This window comes from Nostoc sp. C057 (genome assembly GCF_013393925.1).
In the GTDB taxonomy this organism is placed as follows: Bacteria; Cyanobacteriota; Cyanobacteriia; order Cyanobacteriales; family Nostocaceae; genus Nostoc; species Nostoc muscorum_A.
Window position 1 is genome coordinate 1 of sequence record NZ_CP040288.1, and the last position, 22,578, is coordinate 22,578.

Sequence of the window (22,578 nt, forward strand, 5' to 3'; positions counted from 1 at the left end):
ATGCTTGATTATTTAACGGCGGGTATTGCATTTTGGATGACTTTGTTTGGAGTACAAGAGTCGTTGTTAGAATTTCGCCTGGGTTATCTCGGTCGTTACTGGTTTATTGCGATTAGTGCTAGCTTACTTCTGAGCTTTTTCCTCTCGGCTCTGGTTATTGTGTCACTAATCATTAACTTGACAATAAATCCATTCACTTTCCCAGGTAATGTGATTCTCTCAGGAATTGCTGCGGTAATCTTTAGTGTGATTCTCACCCTAGCGCAATGGCTGATACTCCGTCAATCCGAGATGACACCAAGAGTCTTTGCACTGATCAATACTGTTATTGGAATTCTCGTTTACTTCCTACTGGTGTGGCTCAATGAGGGTAGTTTGGAGTGGAGCGGTAATCTCATTCAAGGCTGGAAAACTGTAATAATATTTTTAGCTGGTGGTGCGATTAACGGAGCAGCCACTGGTAAAGGTTTGGATTTATACTGTGAGCGAGTAGAGCGGCGCTTAATTCAACTTGAGAGAGACAGGATAGCAAGAGAAACCAGAGATAGACAAAGAATAGAAAGAGAAATACTTTCAAGAAAAAAGCTTGAGACGGAAAAGCTTGAAAGGGAAGCCCTAGAAAGAAAAATGATTGAGAGAGAAATGGCCTTAGCTGAAGAGAAAAAGTGGTACGAAGAACATGGTGATGATGATTACGATTATGAGGATGAAGATGATGAATAATAATATTTGAGTATCAATTTACACGCTAAAGTGCCAGGCTAAAATGAATCCAAAGCACAAAATTACCCTGGCTTTTATCCTTCTATAGTAGTAAAGGAGAATTTTTGTGTAGCCAAGGGACTTGATAGTAGCCAAAATCTCATTGAGACAAAGAGGCAAGCGCGGTCTTCTACCTTGCTGCCAGCTACTCCCTTTGGATCTGCATAGTATTTATTGAACTCTTGGAGCGCGATCGCAATCTCAAAAGTTTTCTTGGCTTTTAACCATCTAATATCAAGCATATAAATGTTGCTAGCTTAAGTTCAAGATTAAAATCATGATTTTAACTTGTAAAAATAGTCTTAAATTAGCAATCCTAAAAGAAAGGTTTAATGTAAAAAACTGTAATTATCAGTAACTAGCAACATAGTATAAAAACTGAGTTAAATTAATCTAGATAACTTACTAGAAGATGCAACAGATGCCCAAGTTCAAGATTGAGATAATTTTTGCTATTACCAATAGCATGAGAAAAGTTGTTCTAAAAGGCTTTTAAAATGTATTTCGAGTACTACCATAAAAAATGTAGCTTACCAAACTTAGCATAAATACCTTATGAATTTTCTGACTTATCTCATGCATCTAGCAAGTTCAGGAGCTGTTGCTTACTATACTGCTTCTCAAATCCGTGACTCTAAAACTCGCCCTATTGTACTTAATGGTTTACATTTATCAGAGGCTGGTTCCGTTGGATTTCTGTCTGCACTTAGTGAGCGTGCAGCTAATGAAGGCGATACATGGCTAGCAGAAAACTTAAAAAAACATGCATTGGATGAAACTAAGCATAGCCAAATTTTTGCTCATGCGTTAAAGCAAATAGATAAAAATTTCATAGATTCAGAGCCGAAAATTGCACCTAAAGGTCAATCAAAACAGGGGCGTAGTCCTCTCTTTGCCGCCTACTATGAGGGTTATAGCAAAGAACAACTTAGCCCTGCCGTGATTGACTGGGATATCTTTATGGCGAGTACTTATATTATGGAGTTGGATGCTGGTAAAGACTATATGCGAATGGCGAATGTATTGCCTGATGATGAGCGTGCCACTCATAACTTAAAGTTGGGGATGTTAAGCATAGCTAAAGATGAAACAGGTCATGCTGCCTACCTTTATGAAGCAATGATGCGGCGAATGCCTGCGAGTCAAGTGCAAAAATTAGTTGATGAATGGCGCACCCGTAAAGTTAAGGCAGTATTTAAAGTAATTGATTATGTCCTTAAAGACACCGACACGATAGAAGCAGCATAACATCTTTAAATAAAATAAGTAGGTAGGCGAGAAAACTTATAACTATGTCATTGCAGAATCGAAGTAAAGTAATCACAAAATTTTTTCCATTTTGTTACATACTTAGGTTTATTTGTACCTACTTAGCAGTCATTATTAAGCTAATTGAATCTCTAAGCAGAAGTTCTTCAAAGTTTATTCCTGAATCGTTTTAAGAATTTTCCTAATAGGTATCTAAAAGCTATTTTGGCTCTCCCAGACTTAATTTGATAAGTTAATACTAAAAAACGGTAAAAACACCTGATGTAACTAGGTTTCGCTAAAACAGAATCAAGGATTTAATAAAAATATGCTTTCTGATTCTTAAATTCCTTACTATATAAGGACTTAACCTGGTATCAAGTATTAATTTTCTATAACTAGTCTAGGAGAGCCGCTATTTTTATCTATCAACTAAAATTTGCTTCCTTATTTAAAAAGACGAAAACTTTATGAAGACTATCATCAATACGTTTCTAATTACAGTTTTTCTTTCTTTTGCAAGCATCTTTCCTTCTGAGGCTCAAATTACTCCAGATATTAGTTTACCTAATAACACTGATATCAAAATAGAAGGAAATAATCGAATTATTGAAGAGGGCACTCAGGTGGGAAACAACCTTTTTCATAGTTTTCAATACTTTTCTATACCAACCGGAAACACAGTTATATTTAATAACACTTTAAATATTCAAAATATTATTACTAGAGTTACTGGTGGATTAATTTCTAATATTGATGGACTGATAAAAGCCAATGGAACAGCTAACTTATATTTGATGAATCCAAGTGGAATCACTTTTGGAGCAAATGCTCGATTAGACATTGGCGGTTCTTTTTTAGCAACTACAGCAAATAGTATTAAATTTATTGATAGTACAGGATTTAGTGCTACAGAACCTCAATATCCTCCTTTGCTAACATTAAATGTACCTGTTGGCTTACAGTTTTATGATACCCTCGGAGAAATTAATGTGCAAGGTAATGGTTTTCCCATTCAGAACTCTATCTTGAGATCCCCTATAGATGCAAGTGTAATTTCTACGGGTTTACAAGTAAAGCCTGGAAATACTTTAGCTTTAATAGGAGGAAAGATATTATTGGATGGAGGAGTCCTTAGTGCCAAAAATGGAAGAATTGATTTAGCAAGTATACAGCAAGGAGAAGTTAATATTCAGTCAGAAGATAACAGGTTATTCTTAACCTATGAAAAAAACATGAGTTTTAGAGATATAAGTTTTTTAAAAAATGCTTTAATTTATGTTAATAGCACAGAAGGTAAAGGAAATACTATTAATATTCGGGGAAGCGATGTAAAAGTATTAAATGGTGCGCTAATTATGAGCCAAAATCAAGGATTTAAGCAAAATGGAGAAATTAGTGTTAACTCTGAAGTTTTGGAAGTTAAAGATGCATCAGAATTTGGTATTAGCGGTATCTATACTAGCAACTTTGGAAACACGCCTGGAGAAAATATTGAACTCAATTCAAATAAAATAACTATTGGGGGAGCGCAAATAGCTACTACTACTTTTAGTAATGCTCCAGGTGGTGAAATAATAGTAAATGCTAACGATTATTTAAAAATTACTGGCTCTACTCCATCTGATGTTAATCAATTTGGATATGGTGCTATTAATAGTTTCAGTTATCTTAATTATGGAGATAGTGGAAATATTACTGGAGCAATCAAGAATTTGATATTAGAAGATGGGGGTAATATTACTACAGCTTCTAGTTCTTTTGGTAATGCTGGGAATTTAAAATTAAGTACACAAAATATTACACTCAAGAATGGAAGCAGTTTAGGAGCTACAACTTTTAATAGTGGGAAAGGAGGTAATGTTTTAATAAATGCGAATAATACCATAAACATTATAGGTAGGTCGTCTATTGTCGGACCTAGTACAATTAATGCTGCTACTTTTGGTAGTGGTAATGCTGGGAATTTAGAAATTAATACTTCAAAGCTAATGATCAGAGATGGTGCGGGTATATCTACAAGTACCGTATCGTTTGGAAGTGCTGGGAATATTAATATTAACGCTTCTGGTTCAGTAGATATTTCAGGAGTAGATTCAAATTCAAAACTTCCTAGTTTTATAGATTCATCAGGAGCTATTTTAGATAATAGTTTGAGGATTAGATTTAATAGAGTGCCTCCTACTCCTACTGGAGACGCAGGCAAATTAATTATTAATGCTGAACAAGTTAATATTGATAACAATGCTCAAGTTAGTGTTAGAAATAATGGCTCAGGCAATGCAGGAATCCTTGAAATTAAAGCTAAAGACATTAACATCATAAACAACGGCGGCGTTACCGCGACCACTGCCGTAGGTGAGGGAGGTGACATTATCTTCAATGCGAACAATGTTCTATTACGCAATAGCAATATCTCTACAACTGCTGGACAGCAAGAAACCAAAGGGAACGGTGGAAACATTAATATTAATACGGAACTATTGCTTCTCTTAGAGAATAGCAAGATTACAGCGAATGCCTTTGAGGGGCGGGGTGGTAATGTCACTATCAATACTCAAGGAATCTTCCCTTCTTCTGATAGTAAAATTACAGCTACTTCAGACAGAGGAATTGACGGTATAGTTCAAATAAATACTTTACAATTTGATTTCATTAAAGCAGCGTTCGTTCCACCAGCAATTAATATTCCTACAGTTGCTCAGATTTGCGCTACGCAATCGGGTAAAGCACCTAATGAGTTTGTGGACAGAGGATCTGGAGGTATTCCACAAAGCCCAAGCGATCCCCTCAACAGCACTTATGGCTGGAGAGATGAGCAGGGCGAACGCACGGGATTTCTGAAACCCTTGCTGGGCAAGGATCTTGATGAAAAAATAGGCTAAATTAAAAAACGCCAAAACCCTTGCTATTAAAGGATTCTTATACTTTAGATGCGTTTGCCCTGGAGAGATGAGCGACAACCTATTTCCACTAAACAATCACAACAGCCAATACAGATCGAAGTAGATCAAGAATATGTAGAAGCACAAGGATGGAAAGACAATGGAAATGGTACAGTAAGTTTTACAACTAAACCAAAAGAAGTGATTTCTTATGGTTCTTTATCAGACTCACCTTGTCACAATTCTCAGAAATATAAATAGAAGGATACAGAGAGCATTGAAATAAAACAGCAGCTTTATGTAGCTAAACATAATTAATGACATAATTTCATTGCGAATGCAGCGAAGCCTAATGTAGGCGAAGCATTCTCGAAGGGTAGCAATCCCAGTCCTTGCGATTTCTATCAGGGCAAACGCGAGGGCTGTAAATATTTTTGTTCATCTACTTAGCTGCTTCTATTAGATAATGAAAAAGTTTAAAAAGTTGCTTCTATGTTAAGAAAATGCTATGTCGTCCAAATATCGATACTTAAATGTGTTCGGAGCAACTTTTTTTCTAGTAATTCCGATATCAACAACTAACCCGCTTTTAGCAAAAACAGCACCTACAAGACTCTTTACACAGCAAATACCAACAATTCCTCAGAGACCACAAGTTCCTTCTCCAATAGAAAGAAGAGAAGAACTGCAAATACCTCCTGCTTCAGTGCCTATGCCTGAAATTCCCAAAATAAACCGAGAAAAAATTAAAGTTGAAAGGTTCATATTCAAAGGCAATACTGTCTTATCAACTCAACAACTAGAATCAGTAGTTGCTTCTTACACAGGCAGAGAAATTGCATTTTCAGAATTGCTCGAAGCTCGTACAGCAGTCACGAGGCTGTACACTGAACAAGGATATCTAACTTCTGGAGCCTTCTTTCCTGTTAAAGAGAATCAAGCGATTACAGCCATTGGAGGAGTAGTCACTATACAAATTGTTGAAGGCAAGTTAGAGAAAATCAATGTTATGGGTAGCGCACGATTACAAAATTATATTCGTGAACGCTTACGGACAAACACTACTGAAGTATTTAATAGCAAACATTTGCTCACAGCTTTGCAATTATTGCAAACAGATCCTTTGGTTGAGAAAATTTCTACAGTTATAGATAAAGGCTCTCAATTAAGTACTTCTGTTTTAAACGTTACAGTCCAAGCACGTCAACCCTTTAGAATTGAAGCTTTCTTAGATAACTCTCGCTCACCTGCCATTGGCAGTTTTCAGAGACGAGTTGAGTTAAGCAATGCTAACCTCTTGGGACTAGGAGATCGGTTGAGTCTGGGGTATAGAAACACTGAGGGCAGTAATACTCTAACAGCTGATTATTCTATTCCTCTCAATTCCCAAAACGGGACTGTGCAGTTTTTTTATGCAAATTCTTCTGCCAATGTTATTGAGCGTCCTTTTAGCAGACTAGATATTCTTTCTGATGCTCGTGCTTACGAAGTGACTTTGCGTCAGCCAATACTACGACAAGCCAGCCCTAATTCAACTCAAGAATTTGCTTTAGGATTGACAGCTTCCCGACTAGAGAGCGAGTCATCATTACTCAACACTCCTTTTCCTTTAAGTGCTGGCGCAGATTCTAAAGGGCGAACGCGAATTTTCGCTCTCAGATTTTTTCAAGAATGGACACAACGCACAAGACAAGGAGCATTATTGGCACGCTCCCAGTTCAATTTGGGAGTTGGTGCAATTGATGCCACAGTTAACGATTCCGCTCCTGACAGTCGCTTCTTCTCTTGGCGAGGACAAGCTTCATGGCTACAGCGTTTAGCAGCGAATGGTACATCCTTGGTTGTCAGAGCAGATATTCAGCTAGCTTCTCGCCCTCTTGTGCCATTAGAACAATTTGCTAATGGTGGTATAAATTCGGTCAGGGGTTACAGACAGGATACATTTTTGTCTGATAACGGAGCTTTACTATCAATTGAAGCACGTATTCCCGCTTGGAGAACAGACACTGAACAATTACAGGTCATTCCCTTTTTTGATGTAGGAACTTCCTGGAATAATACTACTGGTAAAGATACTGGAATAACAGTATTTTCAGGAACACTGGCATCTATAGGGCTTGGTATACAGTACCAGTTAGAAGATCGCCTTAATGCTCGTCTTGATTGGGGCGTTCCTTTGATCCCTGCTGACACTAACTCAAATTTAGAAACATGGCAAGAAAACGGATTTTATTTTTCTATCAATTACCGACTGCTTTAAAATATCTAATCTTGGGACTATCTTTAACGGTAGTGATAGTTTTATGTCAAGTCCAAGCCAAATCCCAAACTTCTGCAAATTTAGAACAGTCTCAAGCACAACTTCTCAATCAACAAGGATTTGAGGAGTTAAATAAAGGACAGCCTCAAGCCGCACTACAAACATGGAAAGCAGCTTACAATATTTACTACAAATTAAAAGATTCTGATGGCATTGCTGGTAGCTTAATTAATCAAAGTTTAGCACTACAAGCAAGTGGTTCATATCTTAGTGCTTGTCAAACTCTAAGCAAGATTCTAGAGCTAGAGGATTGGATTTGCTCTAGCCCGATTGAATTACGGGAAATTTCTCAACAAGCCTATCTAGAGGCGTTAAAGTTTGCTTTGGAAAAACAGCCTTTTTCAAGAGTCAGAATTATTGGACTCCGTAATCTAGGTGATGTGCTGCGGCTGATTGGTAATCCAGAAGCATCTTCGATTATATTATTCAATGCTATGGCAATGGCTGAAACTCTAGATTCAAAACAATCAGATATTTATAATCAAATTTTATTGAGTTTAGGTAATACAGAACGTGCCCTTTACATCCAAGCTAAAGGGAAATATCAGCTAACTGATGATGTATTTACTAAACAGAAATCACTTAAAAAACTTAAGTCAAAAGCTCAAAATGCTCTGAAATTTTATCAAGAGTTAGCAGGCAGAAAACAAAATGTACTTCCCCTGCAAGCAAAAATCAACCAGTTAAGTTTAATCTTAGAGATAGAAAAGTGGAAGAGCATAGTAATTTTAGAAAATCCAACTAAAAATGAATACCTTCAAACATTAGTTAATAGCTTATTAAGTAGCCCAGAAAGATTTGAATCATTCCCTGCAATCGAATCTATCTATGCTCAACTTAATATCGCTCAGACTTTAGTGCAAATTGACCAAGATATCCAGTTAAAGCAACTTGTTTTCTCTAGAAAAGATAATCCGTTATCAATTTCATTACTATTAGCGAATAAAGCTAACACTTTAGCCCAAAAGCTGAATAATAACCGAGCCGAATCTTATGCATTAGGAACGATTGCTACCATCTACAACTCTTTAGGTAAAACACTTGAAGCAACACAATATTTTGAAAAAGCTATGGGACTAGCTCAATCAGTACAAGCTTGGGATATTGCTTATGAGTGGCAATGGCAATTAGGACATTTATATCGAGTCTTAGGAAAAGTTGATAAAGCCAATCAAGTATATGAATCTGCTATTAACAGTCTTGAACAAGTTCGAGGTAATCTTCTAGGGGGAAACCCGGAAATTCAATTTAATTTCAAGGATAAAGTTGAACCTATTTACCATGAATATATGGAGTTATTATTTTCCCAAGATGAGGTAAAGTCAAAACGAGCAGTTGAAATTCAAGAGAAGCTAAGACTCGCTGAAATAGAGAATTTTTTACAATGTGGTAGATTGAATTTATCTTCTTTAAGGAATGAACAAACTCTAAAAGAATTATTTCCAATTATTTATTTAATTAAGTTGAGAGAGAAAGTAGAAGTAGTTGTTAGAACACCCCAAAAATTTTATCGCCATACAGTAGACTTTAACCAAATAGCTGACCCCATTGATAATTTACTTAAAATTGTTCAAAAAAAGCAGTTTGTTAGAACTGAAGATGTTAACTATTTTATCTATTCTAAAACTCTTTATAACCTCTTGTTTTCTCCGATTAAGCAGTATCTTCCTAGTTCAGGAAGTTTAGGATTTGTTCTAGATAGCTATTTCCAGAATTTACCTATCGATATGTTATATGATGGAAAAAAATATTTGACTGATTCATATAGCATTGTCACAGCTTCAAGCTTTCAACAATTGCACAATCATTCAGCTAAATTCCAAAATTCTAATATTTTAATTGGCGGGATTTCTCAACCTAGTCCTAGTCTTAACGACCCCTCAGTTCCTAAAAATTTACTAGCTTTGCCAGAAGTAAAAGCAGAAATCGAAAATATCAAAAAAAATACTACTTCTGTTTTAACTTTAATTGATAGTGATTTTAATAGTCGCAGCTTTCAACAAAAAATTGAAAAAAATTCATTTTCTTTAGTTCATTTGAGTACTCACGCTCAATTCAGTTCTGACCCTGAACAAACCTTTGTCTTGACTTGGGACAAACCTTTAAATGTCAAAGACTTGAAATTTTTGCTCAAAAATGAAGGCGACACAATTAATTTACTTGTTTTAAGTGCTTGTCAAACTGCAAAGGGTGATAAACGCTCTGCCCTTGGAATTGCTGGAATAGCTGTACAAGCCGGAACACGCAGTACATTAGCTAGTTTGTGGCTAGTTGATGCTGATTCTACTGCTCTATTGATGGAGGAGTTCTACAAAGGATTGAAAAATGGACTTGTTTTACCAGAAGCACTAAGACTTGCAAAACTGAGTTTGTTGTCTAGTGAAAAATATTTCCATCCCTATTACTGGGCTGGCTTTATTCTTGTTGGCAACTGAGTTAAAAAGCATGTCAGTGGAAGGATAAGTTGTCTACTGCTTCCATTTATAGACCAATACAGTTCAGTTAAGCATCTCTTTCTTCTCTCTGCGTTCTCTGCGCCTTGGCGGTTCGTTAAAAAAACGACTTTGGTAACAGAGTTTTAGCCTTAACTGAACCGTATTGATTTATAGACCAGTTATCGTCTCACCAACAAAGGACTGTGCAACAACTTATGGTGTCGTCTGCAACGAGTCAGCACTGGTTAAATCTAACCGCCCCTTGCTCTTTCTCGTCTTTTCTGGCTCTGATCTGCAATTTTCGCTCCTGCTTCTGCTTTGACTAATTCATCGGCATTATTCTCTTTTCGAGCTAATTTGGTTGCAGTTGCATATGCAGATATAGCCGCAGATGGCAAGTATGCCTCTAGGTAGCGATCGCCTAATAATCGATAGATAGTGGGATTTTTACTACCTGCTTTGGCTCTTGCCTTTAACACCAGAATCGATTCGTTCAACAAGTTCTCTGCTTCGTATACACTATCTACATCAATAGCTAATTCATCTTGGAACTGATTGAGACTTTGAAGACGATTGATTGTCGTCGCTATCTCTTGTGCCTTATCAATAGGGACTATCAAAAGAATAGAGGCACTAGCAGCAATAGGCTCATCTCCACGATTAGCAATGACGTTTACATTGTAAACATTCCCCGGCTCCATAGCTGGCTGATCTTTCGGGTATGGCAGTTGAGTTGCCTTAACTTCAACTGACCAGTTAACTCCTTTGCCTTCGATTTGCACCATATAGCTAGTAGCTGAAGGAGTGGCAGACCAAGATAGTATTGGATTGGTATTTAAAATGACGACACCGTAGGGAGTGATTAATGTAGGTATATTTTCATCTGACCCTGGGCCTTTGGGTGTCACACAGGTATACCCATTTTTCAAAGTACAATTCTCAAATCGGCGCTGGGAAAGCGGTAAACAATGTTCACTTACAGTACTATCTGTGAGGTATAAAAGCTTTCCATGTGAATAACAAAAAATCTCAACCTTACGCCCACGAACTGGATGAATTTTGTCATCTTTACAAAGCTTACTCTGGGGTGTCCAATTGATATCGCCACTAATAACTTTTGCTACAACTTCACAGTCTCGCTCATGTGAATCGCTTCTACTTGCTGATTGAGCTTGTCCCCCTGCACTGCTAAAGCTTGAAAACAACAGTATTAATGCAATGGCTACGAATTGAGACTTTGAAACTTTTTTTATTTTGGCTGTTGACTTTGCTACAATCAGCATTCCTATTATTTAGTAATTTGTTATATATTTGATAGCTTATCCAAATTGACGCACCTTAGTCAATTCGTTGGAAAAATGCGCTGTAGAATTTGTTGTTTCCAATCTGAGATTTCTGGTAGACCAGAATTATTTGATATTAAGCAAACTTCCCAATGTGTTCTAGCATTATCCAAGTCACCTAAGGCTTCTTGTGTTTTTGCTAGCAAGCAGTGAGCATCTACTCTTCGAGAATCTAAATCTACCGATTTTTGCAAGTAATCTTTGGCCTCTGCATAACGCTGTTGTTTGAATCTTGCCCAGCCTAAATTTTTGTACAAGGCTGCTTGCCATACTGGATCTGAAGTGCCTTTCAATCCTTCAAGTGCTAGTTGTGCTGCCTCAGAGTATTTTTTTTGTATATTTTTGAGCCGTGATAAATTGTTGACAGCATTCATCGATTGATTCTTCCCGTGCTTAATCGATAACTTGTATTGCTGCTCTGCTTGGTCATATTGACCTTGTTCATCATAAAAATTGCCAAGATTATAGTGTAGTTCCCAAGCGTTAGGCTTGAGTTTGAAAGCTTTTTGGTAGTTTTCAATCGCACAGTTTAAGTCCTGAGTTACCTGGCAAGCTACTGCCAAATTATTATATATTTCATCATCTTTTGAATTATAAATTAATGCTAATTTATAATATTTCTTAGCTATTTCAGGCTCATTCATATAATGTCCAGCTTGATTAAAATAGTAAGCAGATACAGCAAGATTAATTTGAGTATAACTACTATTAATGCTTACTATTAATGAGCTTACCAAAAAGCATTTAAATATATTGGATACCAAAAAACGATTAAGTTTTAATTTAAATGGTAAATGCTGCAAACGTTCCAATATTACTTGAGTTGTCTGTGGGCGTTGTCCTGGGAAAGGAGCCATCATGTCATCAAGTAAATCAGCAAGAGGCTTATCAATATGTGGTGCTTTATCTCTCCAGATTAATCTTCCTGTATTTTGATCTATTGGTAATTCCAATAGTGATATCCCTGTTAACAAATTCACAAAAGTTCGCCCCAAAGCATAAAAGTCTGATTGAGGCAATGCTTGACCGTTAAGTTGTTCAAGTGGAGAAAATCGAATCGTTCTAACAACTGTTACTTCATATCCACTACTGAAGCGTGTTCTTTTATTTACTCCACTAGCGCCAACTTTTGCTAAATATGTTGTGGTAATCTGTCTGGCTGCTCCAAAATCAACAAGTGCCAGTTGACCACCAGGTTGATAAATAATATTCTCTGGTTTAATATCTCTATGAAAAAAGCCAGACCGGTGTACAGATTCAAGAATATCAACTAGTTGTGCTAACCAATCTAGTGCTAGTTTTTGAGAAATTCTTCCATAAGATATTAACCACTGTTGTAAATTTTCTCCTTCAATTTTTTCCATTACTAAACAGTGCAATACTAAACGACCATCCTTCAGTACAAAAGTGAAATAGTCATCCACACCACACTTAGGAACTCCTGGATGGTATAACGTCTGTAATATAAGTGATTCTCTCTGAACCAGACGAACTAATTTAGGATCACTCCACCTAAGTACTTTCAATACTCTGATTCTAGATTTTGTCCCCCATGACGGCTCAACGTCTTCAACCTCAAAAACATCTGTATAGGTAGATCGATCTTCATCCAAAGAACGCAATGGGCGCAGTAAACGAATGCGCCCATCTATTAGTAAAGGATTACCACAAGCTAAACAATTTTCAGTATCTTCAGGATTATGCCGCCTACTACACAAGGGATTTATACAGTAGCTCACAGAGAGTTTTGCCCCTGTACATAACTGGTTAATTCTTTCTTATCTGATGATTTATATACTAAACCGTATGGATCTACTAAAATATATTTTTTAATAACTGGTTCCATACCATAGCTTAGTTCATGCTTACTTGATTTTTTACTGGCTTCAATTAACGAGCGTTGCTCTAAACCTTCTAAAGCTGATATTACCTTTGAAATTGACATTACTTCTAATTTTAATCGTTCTTTTAAATCATTAATAAGCTTTGAGAAAGGGATTAAAGCAGAACTTTTTGCCATTTCCTCAGCTAAGTAAACCATTACTTGCTTTTGAAGATCAGTTAAAAGCCCATTTTGTCCAAATTGAAGATTTAACATTGCCTCAACTCGTGGCCCAATTACAGTAGTCCTATAATCGAAAAATTTTTCTAGGTTCCCCCCAAAAATGCGATTTATTCGGTCAGAAACAGCCTCTAGTTCTGACGGATTTCCACGATATGTTTCAATCAACTCTTTACATTTTTCTCCAGCTATACCCTTTTCACGCATTAACTGGATTGCTGCATCTTCTTCTAAACCTTCTATTTGAATAGAGACAATAGATGAGTTTAAATTCCCATAAGCAATTTCTTTTAAAGGCACTTGACTTGTTACAATTACACAACTCTGATGTTTTTCTTGTGTGATTTCAAGAAAAAAATCTTCGTATTCTAATCTTTTTTCAAAAATATTTATTGGTGCTATGGCTTCAAAACCATCTAAAACTAATAGGCAACGATGTAATTGCAAATGATTTAACAATAGAGATAGCTTGGTCTGAAGAGTTATATATTCTGCTTGTTCTATATTAAAAGTATTAATTAGATCAGTAACTAAATTATCAATCGTTGAAGAACGCTTTATTGTTTTCCAAATAACATACTCATAATTGCTTGAATCTTCTAATAGTATTTCTTCAATTAACTTTGACACTAGTATACTTTTTCCAATTCCAGCAATTCCAATTAATGCTATACACCTTTTTTTAAAAATATTGACTTCCCTTTTTAAAAATCTTATTTCATCTTGTCGTCCATAAAAGGATGTTATTTTTGGAATTTCCCCATATAACCTAGCTGTGCCTATTAAACGATCAACATTTTGGTATGACGCTTCTAGCTTTTTCAAATATTCTTTTTTTGCTAGTTTAAGCAAAATATTTCTTAAAGTTAATTTTTTTACTTGCACTCCTTCTCCAACAACTTGTGTAAGCATTGTCCATAACGGAGTACCTACACCAGTCTGCAAATAATGCACATTGTATCCCGAATCGTTTGCTATTTCCTTATAGTCTTTACCATCCCAAGACCCTTTGATTAAAACCATTTCAGAGGGCAACAAATATCTTCCGGTGTGCTGAAGCACACGCTCTTCCAAAATCTCTAGTACTGCTTCTAGGTCTAAATTTTTATTTGAAGACATACTTACCTACAATACTACGTTACTAGCATTACCATAATACCTATTCAAATTCCACCTAAAACTTTTATATAGCTTTTTTACAATTTTTAATAAAAAGCTACTTGCTATCGTTACTTTTACAGGATATAAGTTTAGAGTGTTACATTGCATAAATAATAACACGCTCTCTAAAACTGTCTCTAAAGCTACATTTGGCCTTTAAGTACAACAAATCAAGGAGGCAGACGATCAGGTGCAAATTTTGGAAGGTAATAGTAGAGGCAAAATCTGCGGTAAGTACCGTCTGAGCAAAAGTCTTTTTCTATTAAACATTATCTAAGGTTATCACAAGTCCTTAGATACTCCAAAAACACTTATGGACTACGGAGATATTGAAAACTCAAAACAAAAAAAAGAAGATAGCGTCGATACCAAGTGACTAGAACTTCTGTAAGATCAAGCTAATTGGAGAAAAATATGGAGGAAAATATGAAACCATCAAAAAACCTAAAGCACAAAGCGCCACTAAGGAGTAGGCGCTTTGTCTGTTTGTAAAATTCATCGTTTAAAAGAGCGGGGCTGATCTCGAAGGAACAAAATAAATTGTCGTTGAAGTTTGGCGACCAAGACGACTACTAAATTTGTCCGAGAGTATAATCCGCGCTACCAGATCCATTATAGGGTCTGCCGCTTGGAAAGTCCATTCCTTGCGGTAACTTTTGGCTGTCGAAATTCATAAGTTTTTATAAAGTTAAGTCTGATGAAGAAAAATTGCGAATTTTATAGCAAAAAGCAGTAGTAGCGCGAATAACAGCTACCAGTTATCAGTCAAAGTCTTTGATAACTGTTGACTGATAACTGATGCAACCCCCTCTGAAGCTTGTAAACCGAGTTATCAGGGAAAATATCGTGAAAAACAGAGAACGCCCCAAGAGCGCAGTGTTAGAGCGCATGGGGTCGAGTGCAACTTTCGTATGGCAATTTTGTGCTGTGACGAAGGGAAATTTTCGGAATATCCAGGCTAGAGTAAGGGTTTCGCAGCTTGAAAGAGTTCTCTCCAAAAAATTCCTTGGAGAGAACCGATGAATGCAGCAACAACTGAATATCCAAACAATCTCACGGCAGCGGAATACCATGAGTTGTTAGCTGGTAGCGCCATTCATCCGGCGTTGATTAAGCGCAACTTCTTTCACGTTGAGGGAGAATCAGTTTATGATTTCCTGTTCATATCTGATAAAATCCCACGTAAGAATGCGGGTCGGGTAACAGATGGATACATAAAAATGTATCAGCACCTATTACTAGGTGGGACGTGGATTCAGTCACTTGACCCATTCAAAAACTGGCAACCAATGGAGTGGGGGCGGATTAAGCCGAACTTCCCTCGTATTGATTGGCAAAAAGGGAAACCCGTCAAATACGAGTCGCCCCCCAAAACCCCCAACCGCGTTACCTACTTTGATGTCGCTAACCCCATCTGGGACAAAATAGCAAAACGTTATTTAATTAAGCGCTATCATTCACTTTTAGCATTGCGCTTACTGGATCAACTCAATCCACTAATATTTTGGGAGTGGGTGAAACAGCATCCAGAGATTCCAGTTATCTTATGCGAAGGGGAGAAGAAAGCCGCTTGCTTGCTGAGTCTGGGGTTTGTAGCGATCGCACTCCCTGGAATTTGGAACGGGCGCGTAGGCAAACAAGATTTTGATGAACGATTGCATCCTGACTTAGTACCAATGGCTCAGGCGGGACGCAAGTTCATTATTTTATTCGACTACGAAACAAGAGCTAATACCCGTTGGTCAGTTTTTCAAGCTACTGTTCGCACTGCAAAAGCAATCGAATCAGCTGGTTGCTTTTGTGAAGTTGCGCTGTTACCAGGCCCAGAGAAAGGTGTTGATGATTTTGTTGTGGCGCGGGGCGAAGATGCTAACGCTCTACTGACCGCAATCATCGATGATGCCAAATCACTCAAAGATTACCAGCGCTCGTATCGGGCTAAGAAATGGGGACTTAGCAAATACAAACCAGATGTCACTGTTAATGTCAAGTATCTCTCTGAGGCTTTGTGCATTCCTGACCTTGAAGAAAAATGCTTGACAGTGCCTGAGCTTTATGAGCTTGAAAAGGAACAACTTTTCACGCCATCTATAAAAGGACATTGGAGAAAGAAGGAGTCTACGGATTCTGGCGGAGTTGATTCAGACAAATCGAAGAAATCCCCTACCTTCAATTTCCCCAAATCAGGACTGGTCGTACTCTGGAGCGACATGGGTACAGGGAAAACTGAACTTATGCGCTGGTGGCGTGACCAAAATCCTGATGCCAGATTTCTCAACAATGGACATCGGGTTAACTTGTTGAAAAATCTTGCCGAACGTTTGCGGACGGCGATGTATTCAGACTTGGGTTACACAGGTTTAGCCCAGGCCCCAGCCCTTAGTATTACTATTGACAGCTTGCATAAGCTGAATACCCAGTCTCTCACCTACGGTTGCATATTTATAGATGAAGCCTGCCAATACCTTACCCACCTGCTGCACAGTAATACTTGCAAACAACATCGCGCCGCCATTTTGGAGGTACTGGAATATATAGTATACAATGCGCCACTGGTCGTCATCGCTGATGCACACATGGACGATTTAACGGTAAACTTCTTTCTTGCAATGCGACCAAAAGGTGAAGTCCCGTACATCATTAAAAACGAGTGGCGAAACGGTTCACGCACAATTTATTGGTACGAGGGGGATAATTCAAGCGCCATAGTCGCCCAAATCTCGGCAGCCCTGATGCTTGGTGAGAAAGTCATGGTTGCAAGTGACAGTAAGCGTTTCATCAAAAAACTCGACAAATCCTTTACTATCAAGTACGAAGAATCTAACTCCGAAAAATCACATACACAAAAAAAATGGCGTATCTGGTCGGTTCACTCTGACAATTCTGGCAGTGATGAAAATGTCGCTTTCATCAAAGATATCACCAACGCCGTCAAAAACTTTGATGCCTTGTTCACCTCTCCCAGTCTCGGTACTGGTGTCGATATTTCTGAGTATCATTTTGACTTAGTGTTTGGCGTGTTTCACGGCGTTTCCCAAACCGCTACTGAGTGCGCTCAACAACTGTACCGTTATCGTCCAAAAGTCCCGTTTCATATTTGGGTGGCCCCGCGTCCTCCCTTTGGTTACAAGGATACCAATGCTACCAAGATTAAAGAGCGCTTGCTCCAAACCAATGAAATGACCGCTTTTCTGTTGCGGATTGACCGTCAAACAGGCAAGCGGGGCGCAGAGAAAGATTGGGCGCTTGAGGCTTACTGCCAAATTATGGCTAACCGCCACTATTCTCTCAATAATCTGCGTGATGACTTGCGATCGCTTCTCACAGAAATGGGCAATACATTTATATATGTGGGCAGTGATTCAGATCCTCAATCTCTTGAAAGTCTAAAAGCAGCAGCACAAGCTTTGGATAGTGCCCACAACTCGGCTGTTGCCAAGGCTAAGAATATTACTTTGAGTGAGTACCGCGCCCGTCAGAGCAAAGATTACCTTGACCCTAATGAAATTTTTGAATGTGAAAAGTTCCGCATTTCTGATTCTTACGGCATCGAAGTAACCGAATCACTCGTAGAAATGGATAAAGGTGGTCGCTTAATTAGAGCAATTGCTGGACTTGAGGCCATTTTAGCAAAGCCCGAAGAATCGTTTACTGACCCCAAAACTGGGCAAACTTATCCTACACCACCAACAATTGTCACCCAAAAAGACCGCACCGAGCGCGACAATCTACCTTTGTGCATCGACTGGGGCAATTATTCCGCACGGTGGCTGGCTAGATTTAACCTGGGGCTGCATCAAATTCTCGCTTCTTTAATGAAGGGTGATGAAGTTACTGCCGATGACCCCACCTTACTCAAGATGACGGAGATCGCTATACATTGTGCTGCTCACGTCAAAGCAATTCTTGGGTTTACTATTCCCCTAGACTGTAAACCTATTTGGTTGCTGGCCACTTTAGTAGAACAGCTGGGGCTAAAGCTGACTTTCCGCAAGCAGGGCAAGCGCGGTCAACAGGTGAAACTTTTCTCTTTATCTAAAGAGGAATTAGAATTTGCTCAAGAGGTAATTGCTCATCGTGAAACGAAGCGTAATCAAAAAGAAAATCGAACCTATTATGCCTCCAAAACCCCTGCTGCGTATAGTGTAAACCCCAATCAGCAGGACGTATCCACACCCCCCCTTGATGCTATAGGGAACTCCCATTGCCAAGGGGAGGATACTACCGAATTTGAGTCACCCCCAACAGATCGCATTACGCTACTCCACTGTGTAGAAATACTTCGCTCTGGTATTTCTCGTGGAGTGGACGCAATCAAAGGCATTCTTAAACGATGGACTGGGGATTTGCGCTGGGAGACAGTACTGGAACTTGAGGCGATCGCGGCAAATGAACTGCGACTTGTGGAAGCTCAAGTTCCTGAATTTTACAGCTTGCTAAGTGAAGAGGTGTTGCCGATGGAGGGGGCTGGTTAGAGAAAAATCCCTTTGGCATTTGAAAGCTGTTTTTTGTTTCGTTTCCGGTAGCAATTGATGCCACTGGTTCCAATTTGGGCTGCATTCTCACAAGTCATGCAAAATGTCAAAACAATTTCATTAAATGGTCAAAGATCCATCAAGTTTAAAGCGCTACTGTCATTAGGTCTAGCTTTGAGATAGCGATCGGTGATGGCTAAATTGGCATGACCCAAAGTTTCTTTCACCAATACAGGATTAGTCCCGCGCTCAATGGCGTGAGAACCGTGAGCATGACGTAACCAGTGAGCAGAAACTAGTTCGCTTAATCCAGCTTCAAGTGCAATTGCTTTGACAATCGGGTGCAAGTTTTGACGGTCTAAATGTCCCCCTTTTTGACTTGGAAACACTGCTTGATTGGAGTGAGCCGAAGCTTTGAACTCCATTAATTCCGCCCAAAGCTTTGGCTTGATGAGAATTGTCCGATTTTTGCTGCCCTTGGCTTTTCGCACGTAAACTTGACCACTCTCACCACGGGGTGTCAAATCTCCCCAAGTCAGATCACAGATTTCACTTGCCCGTAACCCTGCCTGATACAGGAGTTTGATAATTAACAAATTACGTAGGGCTGTGTACTGGCGCTTAGGAGTTTTAGCATCAGTTAAATGCTTAGAAGCAGCTCTTACCAACAATTTAATATCAGCTTCATCGAGATAGCGTTCGTTGATTACATCCGGCAGTTCACCGAGTTTTAGCGCCATACCCACATTAAAAGGGAGATATCCAATTTTATGAGCGAAACTAATTAAGCTTTTAGCTGCGGCAATATATATCCGCTTTGTACTAAGAGCATTGCCCCCAAAACAACTGGCGTATTCTACCAAGTCTTCATAAGTCACTTTTTTGAGAGGTTTGTCCAAAAATTCCAGAAATCGTCTAATGTAGCGTCGGTACGAGATGATAGATGACTCTGCTTTTCCCTCCAACCACAGCGCAATCAACTTCGCCTCCGCCTGCGCTACTGGCAAGGAAGCAAGAGCCTTTCTATGGGCTGTTATATGGACAAGAGAGAGCGTCATTTTTATTACTCCCTTAAAAATCAGACACAAGAGTAGTTTCGTCTGGTTTTATAGTGTCTGATTTTTATTGTCCTTTAAAATGGGCGTTTCAACTCACCCTCAAGCGAATGAAAATTTCTCGATTTTTGCGTATAGTACACCTCTAATACTGAGGAGCGTGACAAACACAATACTGTTATGCAATTGTTCAGCAGGGTATTTATTTTGAAAAGCCTAAAAAGAGGTGAAAAAAATAAACTAAAAATGACTTTATAGTTAATAAATGATATAAGAGGTCAAAGAGCGTCCTCCAAAGTTTATTTACGCCGCAGGGTACTGCTTTTTAAGCGCTATCACGCCATAAAACTATAGAGTCATTTTTAGTTTATTTTTTGAGAGTGGTTTGATTGCTTTGCTTTGTGTTTAAGACACTTTTTTTATAGAACCGCAAACGGGAGCTAGAGAAGTAGTTTCTCAAGAATTGCCAAGGCACTTACCAGTAATGAAATGCCCCGCCGTCGATTACGAGGCAGCAGGAAAAGGTACAAACCGAGTGGAATTGTGGGCGAAAGCACAGCTAGCTACCAGATTTCTCACTCTTGATTGAGAGCAACAACCGCAAGCCGGGTGAAATTGTTAAGTTGAACATTTCTAAATTGCAATCGTCGGGTGCAAAAAAGCGCTTTCCAACCGCTGCTGTAATCGCGTATATCGCAGTTGGCCGTCACTAGAACGCAAAGCCTTGGATATCGCTTTCTTGGAACCAACGACAATCGCTAACTGCTTGGCACAAGTTAATGCTGTGTACAACTGTTTACGAGACAACATCATATAAGGCTGCGTATAAATTGGCAGAATTACTACTGGATATTCTGAAACCTGGCTTTGATGAATGGTGAAGCTCCAGGCGAGGGCAATTTGATTTAAGTCTGCTCTGGTTCTAACGACAGTATGCTTACCATACTGCACAGTAACTTCCATCTCTTCAGGATCAATGGCCTTGATAATTCCGAAGTCGCCATTAAAAATATCGTGATTATAATCATTAGTCAGTTGAATGATCCGATCGCCTTCTCGTAATAAATTCCCGCCCCTGGTAATCTCTACTTTGTCGGGACTGGGCGGATTAATCAACTGCTGCAATACGGTATTGAGGTTACGAGTCCCAAGCAAACCGCGCGAGGTGGGGCAAAGTACTTGCACATCAGTAGCTAGATTGTAACCCAGGCGGGGAATCAAGTCTGTAATGATTTCGGATATTGCTTTAAGACCATGTTTGGGGTGATGACCGCCGCCGTGCCACAGACACTCAGACACGGGATTATCGGAAATCGGTTCAATAGTGGGAAACTGGCTTCGGTTAATTTGGTGAGCAGCGGTGATAATTGCGCTCTGTTGGGCTTGCTTAAATACCTTGGTCAACCGCACCACCGGAACGTGACCAGAATTAATCAAGTCAGCAAGGAATTGACCCGGGCCCACAGAGGGTAACTGGTCAATGTCACCCACTAGCAGTAGTTGGGAACCGTATTGTATCGCCTTTAGCAAAGAAGATGCCAGAAACAAATCAAGCATACTAGCTTCTAGCGCGACAATTGCGGTATGGGGTAAAGGGTTTTGATTATCGCGTAAGAAGCCCATTGTCTCTGGGTCAAATTCCAACAAGCAGTGTATGGTCTTGGATTCGAGTTGTGTGATTTCACTCAGACGTTGAGCAGCGCGTCCAGTTGGCGCAGCTAAGGCGATAGATTTGCCCATTGCTTTCCACAGAGAGACTATGGTGTGGGTGGTGAAAGTTTTACCGCAACCGGGGCCACCAGTAAGAATCATTACCCTTGAATATGCAGCCATTTCTACCGCTAGCCGTTGCTGTGGTGAAAGTTTGATTTTATGACTCTTGGTGAAGCGCTCAATCCAGGCGCGAACACGAGGCATATCTTGTGCAACTGGTTGGCAAAATCTAGATTGTATTAATTGAGCAAGGTTCTGTTCGGTGTGAAAGTACGTTGGTAGATAACATAGCAGCGTTTGGTCTGAGCTTTTCTCACGGATTAAGTCATCCTTGAGTGCCATGTCTTTGATAAGATCAGCGAGGGCATCTTCTTCGGGTGTGTGATCTGCTGTAGTCAGCAGTTTGATAACATTCTCAATGAGTTTTGGCTGGGGTAAATAGCAATGCCCATCGGCAGCAGCTTCGTTCAAAACATGAATTAAACCAGCACGGTAACGGAACTGACTATCAGGCGCAACTCCTAAATTAAAGGCAATTTTATCAGTTCTCAGAAAACCAATACCGTAGATGTCAGCAGCTAACTGGTAGGGATTGCTGGTGAGAGTAGCGAGTGCTTCATCTTTGTACTGCCTGTAAATTTTGACTGCATAAGTAGTAGAAACGCCATGACTGTGGAGAAATAGCATTAAATAAATGTAAGAGATGTAAGAAAATAAAATAAAAATAAGTTGATAGCTAAATAAAGATATTTTGAATTGAAGCAGAGACTTCATATTTGGGTTATGCCATCGGCGAGGGCGACCCGGACGCGAACAATCCCACAAACTATCGAGTTTGCCCCAGTACCAGCGATGAATTGTGTCGCGTACAGTCTGTGGATGCCATTTTAAGTATTGTGCGATCTTTAGCACTGTCCATCCAGCGGCTGATAAGCGTAGTACAGTGGCACGACTTTGAGTTCTTGGTGGTATACCTTTTGCTTGAGTGAGTGCTAGTAGGGCTTGATCTTCTATTGGTGACAGGTCAACTTTTAAAGGCGCTGGCATCTTGGTCAGGGGTAAAAATATTTACGACTAAAAGAGATTATCCCAACTTGATGTGCCATTATTCTCTCTCGA

Annotated in this window: 13 protein-coding genes; 7 read left to right on the forward strand and 6 right to left on the reverse strand. The window is 39.1% G+C overall.

Annotated elements, in window-relative coordinates:
• The coding region (locus FD724_RS34610; protein WP_179076219.1) for a hypothetical protein at nucleotides 1–723 on the forward strand (723 nt) is incomplete at its 5' end.
• 74 nt (nucleotides 724–797) lie between these two features.
• Here FD724_RS34610 and FD724_RS34615 read toward each other — a convergent pair.
• A complete protein-coding gene (locus tag FD724_RS34615; RefSeq protein WP_179076220.1) occupies nucleotides 798–1,004 on the reverse strand; it encodes a hypothetical protein in 207 nt (68 codons plus the stop codon).
• A gap of 313 nt (nucleotides 1,005–1,317) precedes the next feature.
• Here FD724_RS34615 and FD724_RS34620 point away from each other — a divergent pair, with 313 nt between their 5' ends.
• The 5 genes from FD724_RS34620 (at nucleotide 1,318) to FD724_RS34640 (ending at nucleotide 9,650) form a co-directional block, all read left to right on the forward strand.
• Nucleotides 1,318–2,010: a ferritin-like domain-containing protein gene (locus FD724_RS34620; RefSeq protein WP_179076221.1), complete on the forward strand. Its 693-nt coding sequence runs from the start codon at nucleotides 1,318–1,320 to the stop codon at nucleotides 2,008–2,010.
• Nucleotides 2,011–2,480: 470 nt separating this feature from the next.
• Nucleotides 2,481–4,895: a filamentous hemagglutinin N-terminal domain-containing protein gene (locus tag FD724_RS34625; RefSeq protein ID WP_179076222.1), complete on the forward strand. Its 2,415-nt coding sequence runs from the start codon at nucleotides 2,481–2,483 to the stop codon at nucleotides 4,893–4,895.
• Nucleotides 4,896–4,943: 48 nt separating this feature from the next.
• Complete coding sequence (locus FD724_RS34630) at nucleotides 4,944–5,156, forward strand: hypothetical protein (RefSeq protein ID WP_179076223.1); 213 nt, start codon at nucleotides 4,944–4,946, stop codon at nucleotides 5,154–5,156.
• Nucleotides 5,157–5,403: 247 nt separating this feature from the next.
• On the forward strand, nucleotides 5,404–7,155 hold the full coding sequence (locus FD724_RS34635; RefSeq protein WP_179076224.1) for a ShlB/FhaC/HecB family hemolysin secretion/activation protein: 1,752 nt from the start codon (nucleotides 5,404–5,406) through the stop codon (nucleotides 7,153–7,155).
• A complete protein-coding gene (locus tag FD724_RS34640) occupies nucleotides 7,107–9,650 on the forward strand; it encodes a CHAT domain-containing protein (protein WP_179076225.1) in 2,544 nt (847 codons plus the stop codon). Before FD724_RS34635 ends, FD724_RS34640 begins: the two co-directional genes overlap by 49 nt.
• A gap of 251 nt (nucleotides 9,651–9,901) precedes the next feature.
• Here FD724_RS34640 and FD724_RS34645 read toward each other — a convergent pair whose 3' ends face one another.
• The 3 genes from FD724_RS34645 to FD724_RS34655 are packed head-to-tail and all read right to left on the reverse strand — an operon-like array spanning nucleotide 9,902 to nucleotide 14,174.
• Nucleotides 9,902–10,933, reverse strand: a complete 1,032-nt coding sequence (locus FD724_RS34645) for a hypothetical protein (RefSeq protein ID WP_179076226.1) — start codon at nucleotides 10,931–10,933, stop codon at nucleotides 9,902–9,904.
• 59 nt (nucleotides 10,934–10,992) lie between these two features.
• Complete coding sequence (locus FD724_RS34650; protein ID WP_179076227.1) at nucleotides 10,993–12,732, reverse strand: serine/threonine-protein kinase; 1,740 nt, start codon at nucleotides 12,730–12,732, stop codon at nucleotides 10,993–10,995.
• Nucleotides 12,729–14,174 (reverse strand): NB-ARC domain-containing protein, encoded by a 1,446-nt coding sequence (locus tag FD724_RS34655; protein ID WP_179076228.1) that lies wholly within the window; start codon nucleotides 14,172–14,174, stop codon nucleotides 12,729–12,731. The genes FD724_RS34650 and FD724_RS34655 overlap by 4 nt, the downstream gene beginning before the upstream one ends.
• Before the next feature lie 1,061 nt (nucleotides 14,175–15,235).
• On the opposite strand from FD724_RS34655, the gene FD724_RS34660 reads away from it, so the two are divergent.
• A complete protein-coding gene (locus FD724_RS34660) occupies nucleotides 15,236–18,691 on the forward strand; it encodes a plasmid replication protein, CyRepA1 family (RefSeq protein ID WP_179076229.1) in 3,456 nt (1,151 codons plus the stop codon).
• Between the two features lie 128 nt (nucleotides 18,692–18,819).
• Here the strand turns inward: FD724_RS34660 and FD724_RS34665 are convergent, their stop codons facing one another.
• Nucleotides 18,820–19,749: a tyrosine-type recombinase/integrase gene (locus tag FD724_RS34665; protein ID WP_163938828.1), complete on the reverse strand. Its 930-nt coding sequence runs from the start codon at nucleotides 19,747–19,749 to the stop codon at nucleotides 18,820–18,822.
• A 630-nt stretch (nucleotides 19,750–20,379) separates the two neighbouring features.
• Nucleotides 20,380–22,506, reverse strand: a complete 2,127-nt coding sequence (locus tag FD724_RS34670; protein ID WP_179076230.1) for an AAA family ATPase — start codon at nucleotides 22,504–22,506, stop codon at nucleotides 20,380–20,382.
• Nucleotides 22,507–22,578 lie beyond the last annotated feature (72 nt).

Coding starts and splice junctions, on each gene's coding strand:
- FD724_RS34665 (WP_163938828.1), bottom strand. CDS start 19,749: ATGACGCTCTCTCTTGTCCATATAACAGCCCATAGAAAGGCTCTTGCT.
- FD724_RS34645 (WP_179076226.1), bottom strand. CDS start 10,933: ATGCTGATTGTAGCAAAGTCAACAGCCAAAATAAAAAAAGTTTCAAAG.
- FD724_RS34620 (WP_179076221.1), top strand. CDS start 1,318: ATGAATTTTCTGACTTATCTCATGCATCTAGCAAGTTCAGGAGCTGTT.
- FD724_RS34630 (WP_179076223.1), top strand. CDS start 4,944: ATGCGTTTGCCCTGGAGAGATGAGCGACAACCTATTTCCACTAAACAA.
- FD724_RS34615 (WP_179076220.1), bottom strand. CDS start 1,004: ATGCTTGATATTAGATGGTTAAAAGCCAAGAAAACTTTTGAGATTGCG.
- FD724_RS34670 (WP_179076230.1), bottom strand. CDS start 22,506: ATGCCAGCGCCTTTAAAAGTTGACCTGTCACCAATAGAAGATCAAGCC.
- FD724_RS34635 (WP_179076224.1), top strand. CDS start 5,404: ATGTCGTCCAAATATCGATACTTAAATGTGTTCGGAGCAACTTTTTTT.
- FD724_RS34655 (WP_179076228.1), bottom strand. CDS start 14,174: ATGTCTTCAAATAAAAATTTAGACCTAGAAGCAGTACTAGAGATTTTG.
- FD724_RS34625 (WP_179076222.1), top strand. CDS start 2,481: ATGAAGACTATCATCAATACGTTTCTAATTACAGTTTTTCTTTCTTTT.
- FD724_RS34640 (WP_179076225.1), top strand. CDS start 7,107: ATGGCAAGAAAACGGATTTTATTTTTCTATCAATTACCGACTGCTTTA.
- FD724_RS34660 (WP_179076229.1), top strand. CDS start 15,236: ATGAATGCAGCAACAACTGAATATCCAAACAATCTCACGGCAGCGGAA.